Here is a 16,310-nt window from a genome sequence, read left to right as displayed (position 1 = left end):
GAGCGGCGTTCGCTTCGCGCGATTGACCGCGCGCGGGGGCGCTGATGTAAGCTCGTCCTCCAGCCGACGCCCAGCGACCGGAACAGCCATGGCCGATATCAAAGCACGCTTCGAAAAAGCCGCCGAGGACGTCAAGAAACTGTCCGAGCGGCCCGACAACGACACGTTGTTGAAGCTATACGCTCTGTACAAGCAAGGCTCGGACGGCGACGTTTCGGGCCCGAAGCCGGGCTTCTTCGATTTCGTCGGTACGGCGAAGTACGAGGCGTGGGCCAAGCTCAAGGGCACCAAGCCCGAAGAGGCGCAGCAGAAGTACATCGACCTCGTGAAGAAGCTCGGCGGCTGAGCACCATCCCGCCGCAGCGGGTTCCGCCACGAAGCCCGCGGGCCCGAAGGACCGGTGGGCGCGGCTGAAACCCTCCCACGAAGAACCGTCGAACCCATCCGCCGCCCCGGCGCAGCACCGCATGGCACGCCAGACGCGCGAGCGCATCCTCGAAACCAGCCTCGCGATGTTCAACGCGCAGGGCGAGCCGAACGTCACGACGAACCACATCGCGGACGAGCTCGGCATCAGCCCGGGCAACCTCTACTACCACTTCCGCAGCAAGGACGACATCGTCGAGCACCTGTTCGCGCGCTATGAAGCGCGCGTGGGCGACGCCCTCGCCCTGCCCGACGGGCGCGCACCGGACCTCGAGGACATCTGGCTGCAACTGCACCTCGTGTTCGAGTCGCTGTGGACCTATCGCTTCCTCTACCGCGACCTCGTCGACATCCTCGCCCGCAACCGCAAGCTCAAGCTGCGCTTCGCGCGCATCATGAGCCGCGCTGCCGCGAGCGCCATCGACCTGCTGCGCGGCCTCGTGCGCGCCGGCGTCATGCGCGCGAGTGCGGACGAGATCCACGCGCTGGCCGAGAACATCCTTCTGGTGGCGACGTTCTGGATGAGTTTCGACGCGGTGCGCGGCAGCCGGTCCGCGCCCGGCGAAGCCGACCTCAATCGCGGCATCCACCGCGTGATGATGTTGATCGCGCCTTTCCTGCGCGACGCGGAACGCTACCACCTCAACACGCTCGCCGCGACCTACGTGCGCTGAGCGTCACGGGCGCCGCCACGGGTGGTGGTGGCTCCTTTCACTTCGTCGTGGATTCGCGTCGGCTCGCCGCATGCGAGCCCTACTGCGCGATGGCAAATCGCACGCGACGCCGATGGCATGCGGGAAGCGGGCCGCCGGCCCGCGCCTGCGGAGACGCCATGATCCGATCCACCATGCGCCGACACACGACCCGCCTCGCCCTGCTGCTCGCACTCGGGTTCGAGGCGAGCCATGCCGCCACGCTCACCGTGACCAATACGAACGACACCTGCAATTCGTGGATCCTCGGCGGTCGATGCCTGCGCTCGGCGATCGCTTACGCCAACCTGTTCGACGACGTGGACCGGATCGTGTTCGCCATTCCCGGCAATCCGGAGCACTACCAGCGCATCCTGTTGCAGTCGCCGCTGTCGATCACCCAGCCGCTGCAGATCGACGGCTACACGCAACCGGGCGCGTCGCCCAATACGGCGGTGACCGGGATGAACGCGCGGGTGCGCATCATCATCGACGCGCTTGCGACCACCGGCGCGGCGTTCGAGATCGCCGCGACGTCGGACCTGCGTGGCCTCGCGATCATCAACACGAACGGCCCGGGCGCGTACATCCGCGCATGGGCGCCGGAGACGCTCATCCGCGGGAACTACATCGGTACGGAAGTTACCGGCACGCCCGCCGGCAACCGCGGTGGCGGCGTCATCGCCGATGGCGACTTCTGCGTCATCGGCGGCTCCGATCCCGCGGACCGCAACCTGATCTCGTCGAACAGGTCCTTCGGAGTACGCAGCACCGGCCCGCGCAATGTCGTCATCGGCAACCTGATCGGCACCGATCCGGACGGCAGCCCGACGCGCGGCAACGAGGTCGGCGTGATCGTCACCAAGGGTCCGACGCGCATCGGCGACTTCGGCGCCCCGCTGCCGAACGTGATCGCCGGCAACGATTGCGACGGCGTGCGCGTCGCGGGCACCGGCACCGAGGACGTCTGGGTCGGCTCGCTCGTGTACGCCAATGCCGCAGGGGGCACGGACTGCCGCAGCGTCGCGCTCGCCGGCAGCACCTACATCAACGACGCCGACGATCTCGACGGCGGCGCGAACGGCGCGCTGAATTTTCCGGAGATCACTTCGGCGCGCGAGACCGACGGCGACCTCGTCGTCGAAGGGCGCATCAACTCGGCGCCCGGCACGCAATACCGCGTGCAGCTCTATGCGAACTTCAGCGAGGACGTCTGCACCGCCGACGGCGACCCGGGTGAAGGACAGGCGGCGATGGACGTGATCACGGTCGATACGCCCGCCGGCAGCGGCGTGCGCGACTTCACCTGGCACGCGCCGCTCGCCGGTCTCGGCATCCGCTCCGTCGCCGCGACCGCGAGCGTAGGCGCGCTCGAGGTGGCCACGTTCTCCACATCACCGTTCAGCCCTTGCGTCCTCGTCGCGACGAACGACGGCATCTTCCGTGATGGCTTCGAGGCTGCGATCGGCGATGGCGCGGGTGCGGTCGTGCTGCGCTGACAAGCCTCGCGAAGCCTCCTTCGCGCGGTTCGACGCTGCCGCCAGGTTCCGCTCGCCTCTGCGGCGAGCACATGCCAAGACAAGGGGCACCCCGGCGACCCGGTCGACGGGCCGTGCCCAACGCAATGTTCGGCAAGGCCACCTGCGACGTCCGTCGGGCGCCAAGTGCGCGCACGCGCACCTAGCGACCGGGACGTATCTGCTGGCGCTCCTGCTGGCGATCCCACGCGCGCAATTCGTCGCGGATGTGCGCGATCCGCTGCCGGCCGAGCGCGTTGCGGCCTTCGTCGAGCACCTGCGCGTCGAGCAATTCGGCGAGGCGCTGTGCGGTGGGGAGCAGCATCTCCCACGCATCGAGTGCGGGCAACGGGCCTGGCAAGGTCATGAACAGCGTCACGCCCGGCGTGCGCACGTCGTCGAGCCGAGCCATGTCGAAATGTCCCGGCTTGACCATGTTCGCCAAGCTGAACACCGGGCCGTCGGCCTTCTTGCCAAGCACCAGGCGATGGAAGATGCCCATGTCGCCGAATTCGAGTCCCGCCTTCTCCGCGGCGACGACGATGTCGGGTCCGGCGAGCGGCTCGTCGGTGCGCGAGGCGACGAACAGCGTGACGATACGCTCGATCGCGCGATCGGGGCGCGCGCCGTGGCTCGGGCGCGCACCGCGGGCGCCGTCCGCATCGCGCCCGGCTACCGCGGCACCGAGCCGATCGAGTTCACCGGCGAGCGAGACGTCGAGTTCACCCTGCGCCGGCGTCACCTCCGGATCGCCGAATGTCGGTTCGACGCGCTCGCCGTCGGACGCCGTGCGCCGTTGCGGCCGCCGTTCGCCCTGTTCGAGCTTCTTCGGCCCGCCGAACAGGTAGATCAGAAGCAGCACGATCGCGCCGAGGATGATCAGCGGGATGCCGACGCTCGCGTTCCATTCCATCTTGCTCGCCTCCGCGTGGGACCGGGCGGCCCGCTCAGGCCGCGCCCGCGAGTTTAGCCGCTTCGGCAAGGTCCACCTGCACGAGGCGCGACACGCCGGGTTCACGCATCGTCACGCCGCAAAGCTGCTTCGCCGCCTCCATGGTCGCCTTGTTGTGGCTGACGAAGATGAACTGCACCTGTTCGCTCATCTCCGAGACGAGCGAGGAGAAGCGGCCGACATTCGCCTCGTCGAGCGGCGCGTCGACCTCGTCGAGCAGGCAGAACGGCGCGGGATTGAGCCGGAAGATCGCGAACACGAGCGCGACCGCGGTCATCGCCTTCTCGCCGCCCGACAGCAGCGAGATCGAACTCACGCGCTTGCCCGGCGGCCGCGCCATGATCGCGACCCCGGTCGAGAGCAGGTCCTCGCCCGTGAGTTCGAGGTACGCATGGCCGCCACCGAACAGGCGCGGGAAGAGCTCCTGCACACCCGCGTTGACGCGGTCGAAGGTCTCCTTGAATCGTGCGCGCGTCTCCTTGTCGATCTTGCGGATCGCGCCCTCGAGCGTTTCGAGCGCGGTGCCGAGATCGGTGAGCTGGGCGTCGAGGTAGGTCTTGCGCTGTGACTGCTCCTCGTATTCCTGGATCGCGGCGAGATTGACTGGCTCGAGCCGGCGGATCTTCTGGTCGAGATCGCCCAGTTCCGCCTGCCACTGCCCGGCATCGGCCTCGCCCGGCAAGGTCGCGATGAGCGCGTCGTAGTCGAAGCCCGCCTCGGCGATCGCGGCCGCGAGCGCCTGCGCGCGCAGGCGATGCTCCTGCTCGCGCAGGCGCAGCTGGGCGACTTCCTCCCGCTGCTCGGCGAGACCCGCTTCGAAGCGATGGCGTTCCTGTTCGAGGCGACGCAATTCCGCTTCCTGTTCCTGCTGCGCCTGGCGCGCCTCGACCATCTGCCGATCGACGAGCAGGCGCTGGTTGAGATAGGTCTGGCGTTCCTCTTCGAGTCCGGCGAGCGGGTCGTTGCTCGAGGCGAGCTGGGCGGCGATTTCGCTGCGCCGCATCTCCAGTTGCGCGAGCTGCCCGTGCATGCGCTGCAGCGACTGTTCGAGCGCGGCCGCAGCCGTGCGGCGCGACTCGGTCGAGAGCGCCGCCTGGTGCGCGGCATCACGAGCGTCGCGCGCATTCATGCGCGCCTCTTCGCGCGCCTCGAGCAGCTTGCGGCGTTCGCCGTCGAGCGCCTGGCGCCGTTGTTCGAGATCGCCCATGTGGCCGACCGCCGTCTCGAGGCGGCCGCGCGCCTCGCGCGCCTGCTCGCGATCGGCGTCGAGCTTTGCGACGACGTCCTCGAGTTCGCGCGCGACGCGGTCGAGGCGTTCCTGCGCGCTGTCGATGCGCCCGCGCTGGCTCTGCAGCTGGCCGCCGACTTCGGCGAGGCGCCGATGCGCGGTGTACAGCTCGCGCTGCGCGTCCTCGCGCGCGCGCTCGGCGTCGATGCGCTCCGCCTTGCCGCGTTCGAGCGCATCGGCGAGCGCGTCGATCTCGGCCTCGAGCGCGGCGATGCGTTCGCCGAGCTCGCGGATCTCGCGTTCGCGCGCGAGCACGCCGACCTGCGCGCCGGCGCCGCGCTGGACGCGCACGGTGCCGTGGCCGAACCATTCGCCCTCGGCCGTGACGATCGCTTCGCCAGCGGCGAGCGCCGACGCCTGCATTCGCGCTTCGCCGAGCGACGCGGCGGTGTGCACGCGCGCGAGCAGCGCGCGCGCGGCGGCCGGGCCACGCACGTGCGCGGCGAGCGTTCCCGCGGGCGCCGCCATGCCGTCCTCGCGTGCTCCGATGAGCGCGATGTCGGCGTCACGCAGCGCGCCGAGTTCGTCCGCGAGCGCGGCCGGATCGTCGACGAGCACGGCTTCGAGCCAGCCGTCGAGCACGGTCTCGACTGCGCGCTCCCAGCCGGCGTCGACCTGCAGCACTTCGCCGAGGCGGCGCGCCTGGCCGAGGCCGAGGCCATCGAGCCAGCTCTTCGCCGCGCCACCCTCGCCGAGCGCGGCATGCTGCAAGGCTTCGAGCGAGCCGAGGCGGCCGCGCAGCTTCTCGAGTTCGCCGCGCTTGCCGCTCAGCATCGCCTGCGTCGTGCGTTCGAGCTCGAGCGCGGCTTCTGCCGCGTGGCGGCGCTCGTCGAGCGTCGCAGTGTGGGTTTCGACGTGTTCGCGCAGCGCCGCGTGCTCGGTATCGAGCGCCTCGAGCGCCTGGCCGAGTTCGTCGATGTTCGCCGCGGCGCGTTCGGCTTCGAGCGCGGCGCGCCGCTGGTCGGCGGCGAGGCATTGCTTGTCGAGGTAGTCCAGGCGCGTGCGCTCGACCTCGGCCGCTTGCGCCGCCTGTGAGGTCGCGAGCGTGTGCTGGTCCCATTGCGCCTGCCATTCGGACAGTTGCAATTCGCTCGCACGCAGCGCCTCGGCCGCCGCTTCGTCGGCCTCGCGCAGGGTGTCGAGCTGCGGCGTCGCGTCGGCGAGCAGCGCGCCGAGTTCCTCGAAACGCTGGCGATCCGTCTCGATGTGCTCGGCGAGCTCGGCGTGCGCCCGTTCCGTTTCGTGACGCGCGCGGTCGAGCTGCTCGGCGAGTTGCTTGCTGTGCTGGATCTGCTGTTCGACGCGCGCGATCTCGGCGCCGACCTTGTACACCTCGGCCTGCACCGCATTCATGTGCTCGACCGCCGCGGCGTGCCTCTCGCGGCCGGTCTCGAGCGTGGCCTCGGTGTGGCGTTGCTCGGCGAGCTGCTGTTCGATCGCGAGCTCCGCCTTGCGCAGCGCACCCGATTGGCCGTCGACCTCGGCCTGCGCGGCGCGCAGCGACAGCGCCTTGACCTCGGCCTCCTTCTTCTTCTGCTCTTCCTTGAGCTGCTGCCAGCGCTCGGCCGTCTTCGCCTGGCGCTTGAGGTGTTCGAGCTGCTTGTCGACCTCGTCGCGCACGTCACGCACGCGGTCGAGGTTCTCGCGCGTCGCCTTGATGCGGTTCTCGGTCTCCTTGCGGCGCTCCTTGTATTTGGAGATGCCGGCCGCTTCCTCGAGGTGGTTGCGCAGTTGTTCGGGGTCGGACTCGACGATGTCCGAGATCATGCCCTGCTCGATGATCGAGTAGCTGCGCGGCCCGAGGCCGGTGCCGAGGAACAGGTCGGTGATGTCGCGGCGGCGGCAGCGCACGCCGTTGAGGAAATACTGCGACTGGCCGTCGCGGCTGACCACGCGCTTGACCGAGATCTCGTTGTAGCCCGCGTACTCGCCGACGATGAGGCCGTCGGAATTGTCGAACAACAGCTCCACCATCGCGCTGCCGACCGGCTTGCGCCCGGTCGAACCGGAGAAGATCACGTCGGTGAGCGCGTCGCCGCGCAACCGGCTCGCCGCGCTCTCGCCCATCACCCAGCGGATCGCATCGATGATGTTGGACTTGCCGCAGCCGTTCGGACCGACGACGCCGGTCATGTTGGTCGGCAGGTGCAAGGTGGTCGGGTCGACGAACGACTTGAATCCGGCCAGTTTGATCGTAGTCAGACGCATCTAGCGGTTACCTCGAAAATCCATGACGCGGGCTCCCCGCCCGCGGGCTTGCGGGCGATCGGCTCAGGCTTCTTCCGGCGCGCGGGCGTCGATCGCCAGCGCATGGATGTCGGTGTGCATGAGTTCGCCGAGCGCGGCGTAGACCGCGCGGTGGCGCGCGAGCGGCAACTGGCCGCGGAACGCGGCGCTGACGACGCGCACGCGGAAATGCCCGCGGCCGTCGCGCGCACCGGCATGCCCCGCGTGGCGATGGCTCTCGTCCTCGATGTCGAGCGCGAGCGGCGCGAGCGCGGCGGCGAGGCGCTCACGAATGCGGTCGACGCGCGCGCTCAAGGCGCCACCTTGCGGAACGGCCGCACGCTGACCTCGGCGTAGACCCCGGCCGCGACGTACGGGTCGGCGTCGGCCCAGGCCCTCGCGGTGGCGAGATCGGCGAATTCGGCGACGATAAGGCTGCCGGCGAAGCCGGCCGGCCCCGGATCCTCCGCATCGATCGCCGGGAAGGGACCGGCGAGCAGCAGCCGGCCTTCCTCACGGAGCCTGTTCAGGCGCTCCAGATGGGCCGGGCGCGCCGACAGCCTGCGCGCGAGGGAATCGGGCACGTCGGTGCCGACGATCGCGTACCACATGAACGGGGCATCCTGCGGACAAAAACGTATGTTAGCCGAAGCATCGCGCGTCTCGGCGTCGAGCCGGCCCGGTCGCGGCATTTGCGCATTGGCGCTTTTCCCCGTAGTCTAGGCGCGAATCGAGAGGGCGGAGTCCCGCGCGCGCCGACGCGGAGCGTTTCCAGCCCACCTCCCGACCTTTTTTAGGATGACCGACCTCCGGATTCCGCAGGAACCGGGCGTCCTCGTTGCAGGCCTTGCACGCCGACGGCGGTTTCTCGCCGCGTCCGCGCCCGGCCGCACGCCGTGATCGTTGCACGACCCGCCGCGCCGTGAGGCGCCGGAAGGCGTGGAATCGGGATCATCGATCGAGCATGAACCAGACCGCCGAACAGCCCAGTCCAGACACACCGGCCAGCACGTTCCCGCAGGTGCCGCAGCAGCAGGAGATCCCGCTGGCGGTCGTGCGTGGGCAGCCGGTGCTGGAGATCCCGCAGGACCTGTACATCCCGCCGGACGCGCTCGAGGTGATCCTGGAGGCCTTCGAAGGGCCGCTCGACCTGCTGCTGTACCTGATCCGCCGGCAGAACCTCGACATTCTCGACATCCCGATCGCCGAGATCACGCGTCAGTACGTCGACTACATCGAGATGATGCGCGAGATGAAGCTCGAACTCGCCGCCGAGTACCTCGTCATGGCCGCGATCCTCGCCGAGATCAAGTCGCGCCTGCTGCTGCCGCGGCCACCGGCCGAGGAAGGCGTCGAAGAAGACCCGCGCGCCGAACTGGTCCGGCGCCTGCAGGAATACGAACGCTTCAAGAAGGCGGCCGAGGACATCGACGCGCTGCCGCGCCAGGATCGCGACTTCGTGCCGGCGCACGTCGTCGTCGACGACCGCAACGTGATCCGGCTGCCGCCGCCGGTCGAACTGCGCGAACTGCTGCTCGCGCTCAAGGACGTCATGAAGCGGGCCGACCTGTACGGCCATCATGCGATCCAGCGCGAGGCACTCAACGTGCGCAGCCGCATGAGCGACGTGCTGAACGCGCTCGGTGACGGCGAGTTCCATCGCTTCGAGCAATTGTTCGACGCGACCGAAGGACGGCGTGGCGTCGTCGTCACCTTTCTGGCCATGCTCGAACTCGCCAAGGAACAGCTCATCGAGATCGTGCAGGAAGCATCGCTCGCGCCGATCTACGTGAAGTCGCTCGCGACCGCCGGCGGCACCGCCGCCGGCGCGGCGGACGGCGAGCAGCCGAGCCAGCAGGCGTCCTGACGCAAGCACCGCATCCCACGTGGCCGTGAGGCCGCACCCGACAGGCATACGAACTCCAGCACTGATGGAACTGCAGCCACTCAAACGCATCATCGAGGCCGCCCTGCTCGCCTCTGCGCAGCCATTGTCGCTGCCGCAAATGTCGGGCCTGTTCGACGAGTTCGAGATGCCCTCGCACGAGGATCTCGCCAGGGCGGTCGAAGAGCTCAAGGTCGACGCCGACGGGCGCGGCATCGAGCTCGTCGAGGTCGCCTCCGGCTTCCGCTACCAGGTACGAAGCGAGGTGCATGCGCATGTCTGCCGCCTCTGGTCGGAGCGCCAGACGCGCTACTCGCGCGCGCTGCTCGAGACGCTGTCGCTGATCGCCTATCGCCAGCCGATCACGCGTGCCGAAATCGAACAGATCCGCGGCGTCGCCGTGTCGACCAACATCGTGCGCACGCTCGAAGAACGCGAGTGGGTGCGCGTGGTCGGTTATCGCGACCTGCCCGGCAAGCCGGCGCTGTTCGGCACCACCAAGCAGTTCCTCGACTACTTCAACCTGAAATCGCTCGACGAGTTGCCGCCGCTCGGCGAGATCCGCGACATCGAAGAGCTCGACCCGCAGCTCGCGCTCGACGAACCGCGCGGTCCGATCCCCGCACGGGTCGCCGTCGACGATGCCGCGGACGAGACGGCAGGCGACACCGCGCAAGGCGAACACGCGGACGTCGCAGAACCATCCATCACCGAAGACGTCGACGGGCCCACCGCGGCCGACGACGAGGCCTCCAACGACCACCGCGAGACGCCGACCGCCGGCGACGCGCACGAAGACACCCCGGAATCCATCGCATGACCACCCCCGCCCGCTCCATCCTCAAGCTCAAACGCCCGGTCGAATCCGCCGACGCACCCGCCGTCGAGGAACGCCTGCACAAGGTGCTCGCCAATGCCGGGCTCGGCTCGCGCCGCATGCTCGAGGCACGCATCGAAGCCGGCGAGGTGCTGCTCAACGGCGGCGTCGCGACACTCGGCCAGAGCGTGCGCAGCGGTGATCGCGTCGAAATGGACGGCAAGCGCTTCGTCGTCGTCGCCGACAACGCCGAACACGCGCAGGTGCTGCTCTACAACAAGCCCGACGGCGTGGTCGCCACGCGCGACGATCCCGAGGGCCGCGCGACCGTGTTCGAGCAGCTGCCGCAGCTCAAGGGCGCACGCTGGATCGCCGTCGGCCGCCTCGACATCAACACGACCGGCCTGCTGCTGCTGACCACCGACGGCGACCTCGCCAACACGCTCATGCATCCGCGCTCGGAGATCGAGCGCGAATACATCTGCCGCGTGCACGGCGAAGTGCCCGATGAAGTGCTCGAGCGCCTGCGCACCGGAATCGAACTCGAGGACGGCCCCGCGCATTTCGACGAGATCGGCGTGATCAGCCGCGGCGCGAGTCATTCGTGGTTCCGCGTCGTGCTGCGCGAGGGCCGCAATCGCGAAGTGCGCCGCATGTGGGAATCGCAGGGCCTCATGGTCAGCCGCCTCAAGCGCATCCGCTATGGCAGCATCGAACTGCCACGCGGCCTGCTGCGCGGGCAATCGACCGAACTCGACGCGGCGCAGGTCGCCGCATTGCGCGAGCGCTGCGGCGTCGGCACGCCCGAACCCCGCCTTACGCTCGCCCCGGTGATCGGGCAGCGCCGTGCCGCGCCGACCGAGTTCCGGCCGATGCCGAAGGCGCAACAGGCGTGGACCGGCGCGCGCTCGGACGAGGCTCGCGAGTTCGCTGCGTTCGACCGCATCCGCGACGACGGCTGGCGCGGCGCCGCGGCGAAGCCGCGCAAGGCGCGCGGCCCGGGCCGCAAGGGACGCCCCGGCGCCCAGGACGCGCAGACGCAGGGGCAGCGCCCCGCACGCGGTCCGCGCCAGGGGCAGCGCCCGGGCCAGGTTCAGCGGCAGGGCCAAGGCCCGGGACAACGGCAGGGCCAGGGCCAGCGCCAGGGCCAAGGGCGTCGCGGCCAGGGCCAGAACCCGGGCCACGACGCACCGCGCGCTGCATGGGCGGCCGAACCCGGCCTGAGCCCGGCGGTGCTGCGCAGTTGGTTCCCGGAAGCACAACCCGGTAGCAAGCGCCGTGGCGCGCGCCCAGGCATGGAGCAGCCGTACCACTCCGGCCAGTTCCACCCGCAAGGTCGCGACGACCGCCACGGCAACCGCGCTGCGCCGCAGAACCCGGGGCGCGGCCCAAGGCCGCAGCGCAGTGGATCACCCGGCAAGTCGGTGCATGACCTGCCCTACGGCCATCCCGATTCGCGCCCGCACCACGGCGGCCCGCGTCGCGGCGGCGGCACGCCCGGCAATTCGGTCCACGAGTCGGGCAATCGCGCGCCCAGCGGCAATCGGGCACCGGGCAACCGAGCTCCGGGCAGTCGGGCTCCCGGCAATCGCCCGCCCGGCGGCAACCGCGGGCGCGGCGGCGGCCGCGGCGGTCCGCGCTCGCGCTGAGGCGGCACTTCCACGCCGGCGCGCACGGCGCAGCTCCGCGTCGCGCCTTCTCTCGTCAGTCGGCACAAGCCGGAATCCCGCTCTTCGTTTCTGGTGCCTTCTCTTTGGGCACGCAAAGAGAAGACACCCGCTCGCCGCCGAGGCGAGCGGAACCCTCGCCACCACGCCTCGCGGCGGCAAAGGAAGCCTTGGGCCACCCCCATGGGGCTCTGGACGCAATGTTCGCGTAGTGGAGCGAGGCCACCCGACAACGCGGCGGTCCGGGATGGCATGTCGACACGATATGAACAATGCGCGCCGGACGCGAGGCCTTTCCCTGACCTCGGCGAGGAACGAAAAAAAAAGGCGGGCCGAAGCCCGCCTTTCTTCTTCGCGAACAGCGCCGCTCAATCGAGCTTGAGCGACTTGCGGTTGCTGTCGCGGCGCTTCTGTTCCTTCGCGTCGAACTCCGACTCGCAGCTGCCACGCTTGACCATCACGCAGTCCAGGTAGTCGCTGATCTCGACCAGGGCGGCGCCGATGGCCTTGCCGGCCGGGGTGTTCTGCTCGTGGCCGAGGTTGCCGCCGAAGCCGCCGCGATACACGCCGACCGCGACGCCGCCGCCGGAGCTGCGGCCTTCGATCGCGCGCGAGAAGTCGACTTCACCCGTGGTCGCATTGACCACGCGCACGTCGATGCGGATGTACGCCTCGGACTTCTTGCCGCCGAGCGAAATGCCCTTGAAGCTGAGGCCGCCGCCGGTGCTGGCGGTGTTTTCCTCGTACGCGGTGACGGTGCCGAACACGAGGTAGTCCGCGCCGGTGACCTGGCCCATCTTCGCGCCCGTGCCCGAGCGCACGCGGCCCGAGGCGGCGAGGTTCTGTTCCTCGAGCACCTTCTCGAGCTTGGAGCGCTCGACGACGCGGAAGTCGCCCGTGCTCGACAGCTCGTTCGACAACATGCCCGACAACTCCCAGCCCACGCCGCCGCGCCACCAGCCGGCTCCCGACTCGTTCTTGAACTCGGCGACGCCGATCGCCGGCTTGTTGGCCGCGAACGCGGCGCCGCCGGCGAACACGCCGGCCAGCGAAAGCAGGACCGCACAAAACGACTTGCTCATCTCTCTCACTCCCATGGATGGAACCCCGATGCCCCCGTTCAGCAGGCCGCCCAGAGACAGGCATGGGCACCGGCCCTTCCACTGCCGGTCGCCCGCGTCGCCGTAACGATTGGAGACATTCTAGCAAACGGTTTTCGGCGCCACCTCGGACACATTCGTCGGGCCGGGGCGGAACTGGTTCACGCACGAGGCGTGATACAGGCGACGCCTGGCAAAGAAACGGCCATCCCGTTGACTGCGCGGCGGGGAGAACGCGCAGGCGGGACGGCCGGGGGAAATCGCGAGCGATGCCCGCCCGGCGGCGGGCGGAGGCTCAGAGGAAGCCCGGCGGCGGGTCGAAGCCGTTGGCGAAGATCCGGTCCGGATCGCCGAACAGGCGCAGCAGCGCGAAGTCCTGCGGCGCGACGTTCGGGCGCGAGGTGTAGCCGCCGGCGAGGATGTCGCCGGAGATCTCCACCGCGACGGCGTAGGCGCCGTCCTCGACGGTCGACACTTGCGCGACCTTGAGGCCCTGGTCGCCGAACGAGGTGTCGACGCTGCCGTCGGCGTTCCAGCGGCCGACGAAGAAGTCCTGGTGCGCCGCGCCGGTCGCGCGGTTGGTGGCCGAACCCGCGGCGACGATCTTGCCGTTGCCCTGCAGCGCGAGCGCAGTGGCGATGTCCTCGTCCGCGCCGCCGCTGAACTTGATCAGCGAGCGACCGTTCTGGCCGAACGCCGTGTCGAGCGAACCGTTCGCGTTGAAGCGCATCACCGCCATGCCGCGATCGTTGCCTTCGCCGACGACGACGATGCGACCCTCCCTCGTCAGGCGCGCCGCTGCGAGCATGTACAGGCCGCTCGACACGCCGCTGCTGGTCGCGGCCTGGAAGGTCACCCGGCCGGTCGTGTTGAACGACGTGTCGACCGCGCCTTCGGCGGTGAGCCGGGCGAGGAACGCGGTGTTGCGGCCGGGCGTGTAGCCGCCGAGGACGATGCGGTCGTCGGCACCGAGATTGCCGGCCTGGTCGAGCGCGATCGTGGTGAGCATGTCGCCCGCCGCACCGAAGAACGGCGCGAGCACGACGTAGCCCTGCCCGCCCGCGAACGTCGTGTCGAGCACGCCATCGGCGGTGAAGCGCGCGACCGCGACCTGGCCGTACCAGAAGCCGTCGTGGAACACGCGCGTGATGCCCGCGAGGATGATCTTGCCGTTGCGCTGCACCGCCATCGCGTACGGGTTGTCGTGCACGGTCGGGCCACCGATGTCGAGGCGCACGTAACCCTTGCGCGCATTGCCCGCATCGGCTTCGCCGAAGGTCGTGTCGAGCGAGCCGTCGCGACGCAGCTTGACGACGCCATAGTCCGAATGCGATGCGGTCGACAGCGTGCCGCCGACGAGCACGCTGCCGTCGGAGAGCACGCGCACCGCCCGCCCCTCGTCGGAAGCGGCATCGACGTCGAGCTGGAACAGGCCGCCGCCGCCGAAGCTGTCGTCGAGCGCGCCGTTGGGCAGGTAGCGCGCGACGGCGACGTTCTCGCTGCCGCCGCTGCCGTTCGCGTTCGCGCCGACCACCTTGCCGGTCGCGACGAAGCGGCCGTCGCGCATCGGCGCGATCGCATAGAGCTGCTCGTCGGTGCCGAAGAAGTCGTTGACGACGAACCCGCCCTGGCCGAAGCCGGTATCGACGTCGCCTGGATGGGCCGCGAACGCGCTGCCCGCCGAGCAGGCGAACGCGAGCACGGTCGCGCCGAAGCGACGCGCGAGCGCGCCGGAACGTGCAATGGACGCGCTCTTCGCGCGGTCGGCACAGGAATCGCCGGGCACGAACGGATCGCTCGTGATTCGGTTGCGAGTACACTTCATCTTTCATCTCCCGTTTCGGATTCAGTGGCCGCTCCGGCCCGGCGGGTCGCCGGATTGCAGCGGCAGTCACGGATCAGTACGGGCGGGCGGAAGATTTCCTATCATCGGCCGCAGGCGACGTGCGGAAAGACGCATGAACGAACCCTACGCAGCGAGCGACGGACAGGACCAGCAGGCGGTCACGCGCCTGCTGCACGCGTGGAACGGCGGCGACGCATCCGCGGCCGAACGCCTGACCGAACTCGTCTACGCCCAGGTCCGGGCGATCGCCGGCAAGCACCTGCGCCAGTTCGGCGGACGCATGACCTTGCAGCCGACCGAACTCGCGCACGAGCTGTTCCTGCGCCTCATGAATGCCGACGTCGCCTGGCAGGATCGCCGGCATTTCTACGGCGTGGTCAGCGTCGCGATGCGCCGCATCCTCGTCGACGCCGCCCGCTCGCGCGGAGCGGAGCGCCGCGGCGGCGGCGAAATCCACGTGACCTTGTCCGCCGCCGACGATGCGCCGGGCCAGCACGACGAGGGCGAAGCGTTCGCGCTCGAAGAAGCGCTCGCGGCACTGCGCGAACTCGATTCGCGCAAGTGCGAGGTGATCGAACTCAACTACCTGCTCGGCCTCAAGCGCGAGGAGATCGCCGAAGTCATCGGCGTTTCGGTGCCGACGGTGGACCGCGAACTCCGCTTCGCGCGCGCATGGCTCAAGCAGAAGCTCGCCGCATGAGCGACGCGCGCTGGGAACGCCTGCAGGCGCTGTTCGAAGGCCTGCTCGAGCGGCCGGCTGCCGCGCGCGAAGCGTGGCTGGCCGAGATCGAGCCCGATCCGGACCTGCGCGCCGAGGCGCTCGCGCTCGTCGCCGCCGAGAACGGTGGCGAGGACGGCATCACGCGCCAGCTGCGCGAGGCCGCCGCGCGCGTGGCGACGACGCCGCCCAGCGGCCGCCAGCTCGGGCCGTACCGCCTCATCGGCGAAATCGGCAGCGGCGGCATGGGCACGGTGTTCCTCGCCGAACGCGTCGACCAGCACTTCGACCAGCGCGTCGCGATCAAGCTGCTGCGCGGCCTGCCGACGCGCGAGTCGACCGAACGCATGCGCCGAGAGCGGCAGATCCTCGCCGACCTCAGCCATCCGCACATCGCGCGCCTGCTCGACGGCGGTACCACCGCCGATGGCCAGCCCTACCTCGTGATGGAATACGTCGACGGCGTGCCGCTGCACGAGTTCTGCCGTTCGCGCGACCTGCCGCTGCGCGAGCGTCTGCAACTGCTGCTGAAGATCTGCAGCGCCGTGCAGTACGCGCATCAGCGCCTGGTCATCCACCGCGACCTCAAGCCCGCGAACGTGCTCGTGCGCACCGACGGCGAGCCGGTGCTGCTCGACTTCGGCATCGCCAAGCTCCTCGGCGAAACCGGCGGCACTGCACAGCAGACCGGCCTGCCCTGGTTCACCCCCGCCTACGCGAGTCCCGAGCAGCGCAAGGGCCACCCGGTGAGCACGGCGACCGATGTGCACGGGCTCGGGTTGCTGCTCCACGAAGTGATCAGCGAGAGCGTACCGACGCGCGACGACACCGGGCGCCTGCCACCGCCGAGTCGCGTGGCGAAACGCCGCCTGCCGCCCGAGCTCGACCTCATCGTCGCCAAGGCCACGCACGTCGAACCGGAACGACGCTACGTGTCCGCGTCCGCGCTCGCCGACGACATCACGCGTTTCCTGCGCGGCCGGCCCGTGCACGCCGCACCGGACCGCCTGCACTACCGCCTCGCCAAGTTCGTGAGCCGGCACCGCCTCGCCACCGCGGCCGGCCTCGCGGCGATCGCGCTGGCCGCCTGGTTCACCTGGCGCCTCGCCAACCAACGCGATCGCGCGCTGCGCGCCCAAGCGCACGCGCCGCAGCAGTCGGCCACCCCGAACAGCG

14 protein-coding genes are annotated in these 16,310 nt (G+C 69.8%); 8 read left to right on the top strand and 6 right to left on the bottom strand.

The genetic code is table 11. The annotated features are described in order from the left end of the window. Positions 1 to 88 precede the first annotated feature (88 nt). From ACTHK2_RS08160 to ACTHK2_RS08150, 3 genes are all read left to right on the top strand, one after another. Positions 89 to 346: an acyl-CoA-binding protein gene (locus ACTHK2_RS08160; protein ID WP_182529384.1), complete on the top strand. Its 258-nt coding sequence runs from the start codon at positions 89 to 91 to the stop codon at positions 344 to 346. A 121-nt stretch (positions 347 to 467) separates the two neighbouring features. Beyond that, positions 468 to 1,100, top strand: coding sequence for a TetR/AcrR family transcriptional regulator (locus ACTHK2_RS08155; protein WP_440245207.1), 633 nt, complete (start codon positions 468 to 470; stop codon positions 1,098 to 1,100). Between the two features lie 158 nt (positions 1,101 to 1,258). Continuing rightward, positions 1,259 to 2,617 (top strand): hypothetical protein, encoded by a 1,359-nt coding sequence (locus tag ACTHK2_RS08150; protein ID WP_440245206.1) that lies wholly within the window; start codon positions 1,259 to 1,261, stop codon positions 2,615 to 2,617. 181 nt (positions 2,618 to 2,798) lie between these two features. On the opposite strand, the gene zipA is transcribed toward ACTHK2_RS08150, so the two are convergent. The 4 genes from zipA to ACTHK2_RS08130 form a co-directional block, all read right to left on the bottom strand. Then, positions 2,799 to 3,548, bottom strand: coding sequence for a cell division protein ZipA (gene zipA, locus ACTHK2_RS08145; RefSeq protein WP_440245205.1), 750 nt, complete (start codon positions 3,546 to 3,548; stop codon positions 2,799 to 2,801). Positions 3,549 to 3,582: 34 nt separating this feature from the next. Beyond that, the gene (gene smc / locus ACTHK2_RS08140; protein WP_440245204.1) at positions 3,583 to 7,083 is read right to left on the bottom strand and encodes a chromosome segregation protein SMC; all 3,501 of its coding nucleotides are present in this window, start codon (positions 7,081 to 7,083) and stop codon (positions 3,583 to 3,585) included. A gap of 63 nt (positions 7,084 to 7,146) precedes the next feature. After that, the gene (locus ACTHK2_RS08135; protein WP_440245203.1) at positions 7,147 to 7,416 is read right to left on the bottom strand and encodes a BolA family protein; all 270 of its coding nucleotides are present in this window, start codon (positions 7,414 to 7,416) and stop codon (positions 7,147 to 7,149) included. Further along, the gene (locus tag ACTHK2_RS08130) at positions 7,413 to 7,712 is read right to left on the bottom strand and encodes a YciI family protein (protein WP_440245202.1); all 300 of its coding nucleotides are present in this window, start codon (positions 7,710 to 7,712) and stop codon (positions 7,413 to 7,415) included. The genes ACTHK2_RS08135 and ACTHK2_RS08130 overlap by 4 nt, the downstream gene beginning before the upstream one ends. Positions 7,713 to 8,065: 353 nt before the next feature. Here ACTHK2_RS08130 and ACTHK2_RS08125 point away from each other — a divergent pair, with 353 nt between their 5' ends. The 3 genes from ACTHK2_RS08125 to ACTHK2_RS08115 all read left to right on the top strand — a co-directional run bounded on the left by ACTHK2_RS08125 (position 8,066) and on the right by ACTHK2_RS08115 (position 11,452). Next, positions 8,066 to 8,968: a segregation and condensation protein A gene (locus ACTHK2_RS08125; RefSeq protein ID WP_440245201.1), complete on the top strand. Its 903-nt coding sequence runs from the start codon at positions 8,066 to 8,068 to the stop codon at positions 8,966 to 8,968. 64 nt (positions 8,969 to 9,032) lie between these two features. Continuing rightward, entirely contained in the window at positions 9,033 to 9,806 is a 774-nt protein-coding gene (gene scpB / locus ACTHK2_RS08120) for an SMC-Scp complex subunit ScpB (protein ID WP_440245200.1), read from the top strand. Continuing rightward, entirely contained in the window at positions 9,803 to 11,452 is a 1,650-nt protein-coding gene (locus ACTHK2_RS08115) for a pseudouridine synthase (protein WP_440245199.1), read from the top strand. Before scpB ends, ACTHK2_RS08115 begins: the two co-directional genes overlap by 4 nt. 386 nt (positions 11,453 to 11,838) lie before the next feature. Here ACTHK2_RS08115 and ACTHK2_RS08110 read toward each other — a convergent pair whose 3' ends face one another. Continuing rightward, positions 11,839 to 12,552 (bottom strand): CsgG/HfaB family protein, encoded by a 714-nt coding sequence (locus ACTHK2_RS08110; protein ID WP_440245198.1) that lies wholly within the window; start codon positions 12,550 to 12,552, stop codon positions 11,839 to 11,841. 313 nt (positions 12,553 to 12,865) lie between these two features. Then, the gene (locus ACTHK2_RS08105) at positions 12,866 to 14,395 is read right to left on the bottom strand and encodes a hypothetical protein (protein WP_440245197.1); all 1,530 of its coding nucleotides are present in this window, start codon (positions 14,393 to 14,395) and stop codon (positions 12,866 to 12,868) included. A gap of 133 nt (positions 14,396 to 14,528) precedes the next feature. Here ACTHK2_RS08105 and ACTHK2_RS08100 point away from each other — a divergent pair, with 133 nt between their 5' ends. Both ACTHK2_RS08100 and ACTHK2_RS08095 read left to right on the top strand, forming a co-directional pair. Further along, on the top strand, positions 14,529 to 15,116 hold the full coding sequence (locus ACTHK2_RS08100; RefSeq protein WP_440245196.1) for an ECF-type sigma factor: 588 nt from the start codon (positions 14,529 to 14,531) through the stop codon (positions 15,114 to 15,116). Beyond that, a partial coding sequence (locus ACTHK2_RS08095; protein ID WP_440245195.1) for a serine/threonine-protein kinase occupies positions 15,113 to 16,310 on the top strand: 1,198 nt, incomplete at its 3' end. The genes ACTHK2_RS08100 and ACTHK2_RS08095, both read left to right, overlap by 4 nt.

This window comes from Dokdonella sp. (genome assembly GCF_051958935.1).
GTDB lineage: Bacteria > Pseudomonadota > Gammaproteobacteria > Xanthomonadales > Rhodanobacteraceae > Dokdonella_A.
Note: the sequence above shows the minus strand (reverse complement) of the source record. Positions and strands in the feature narration are given on the sequence as shown.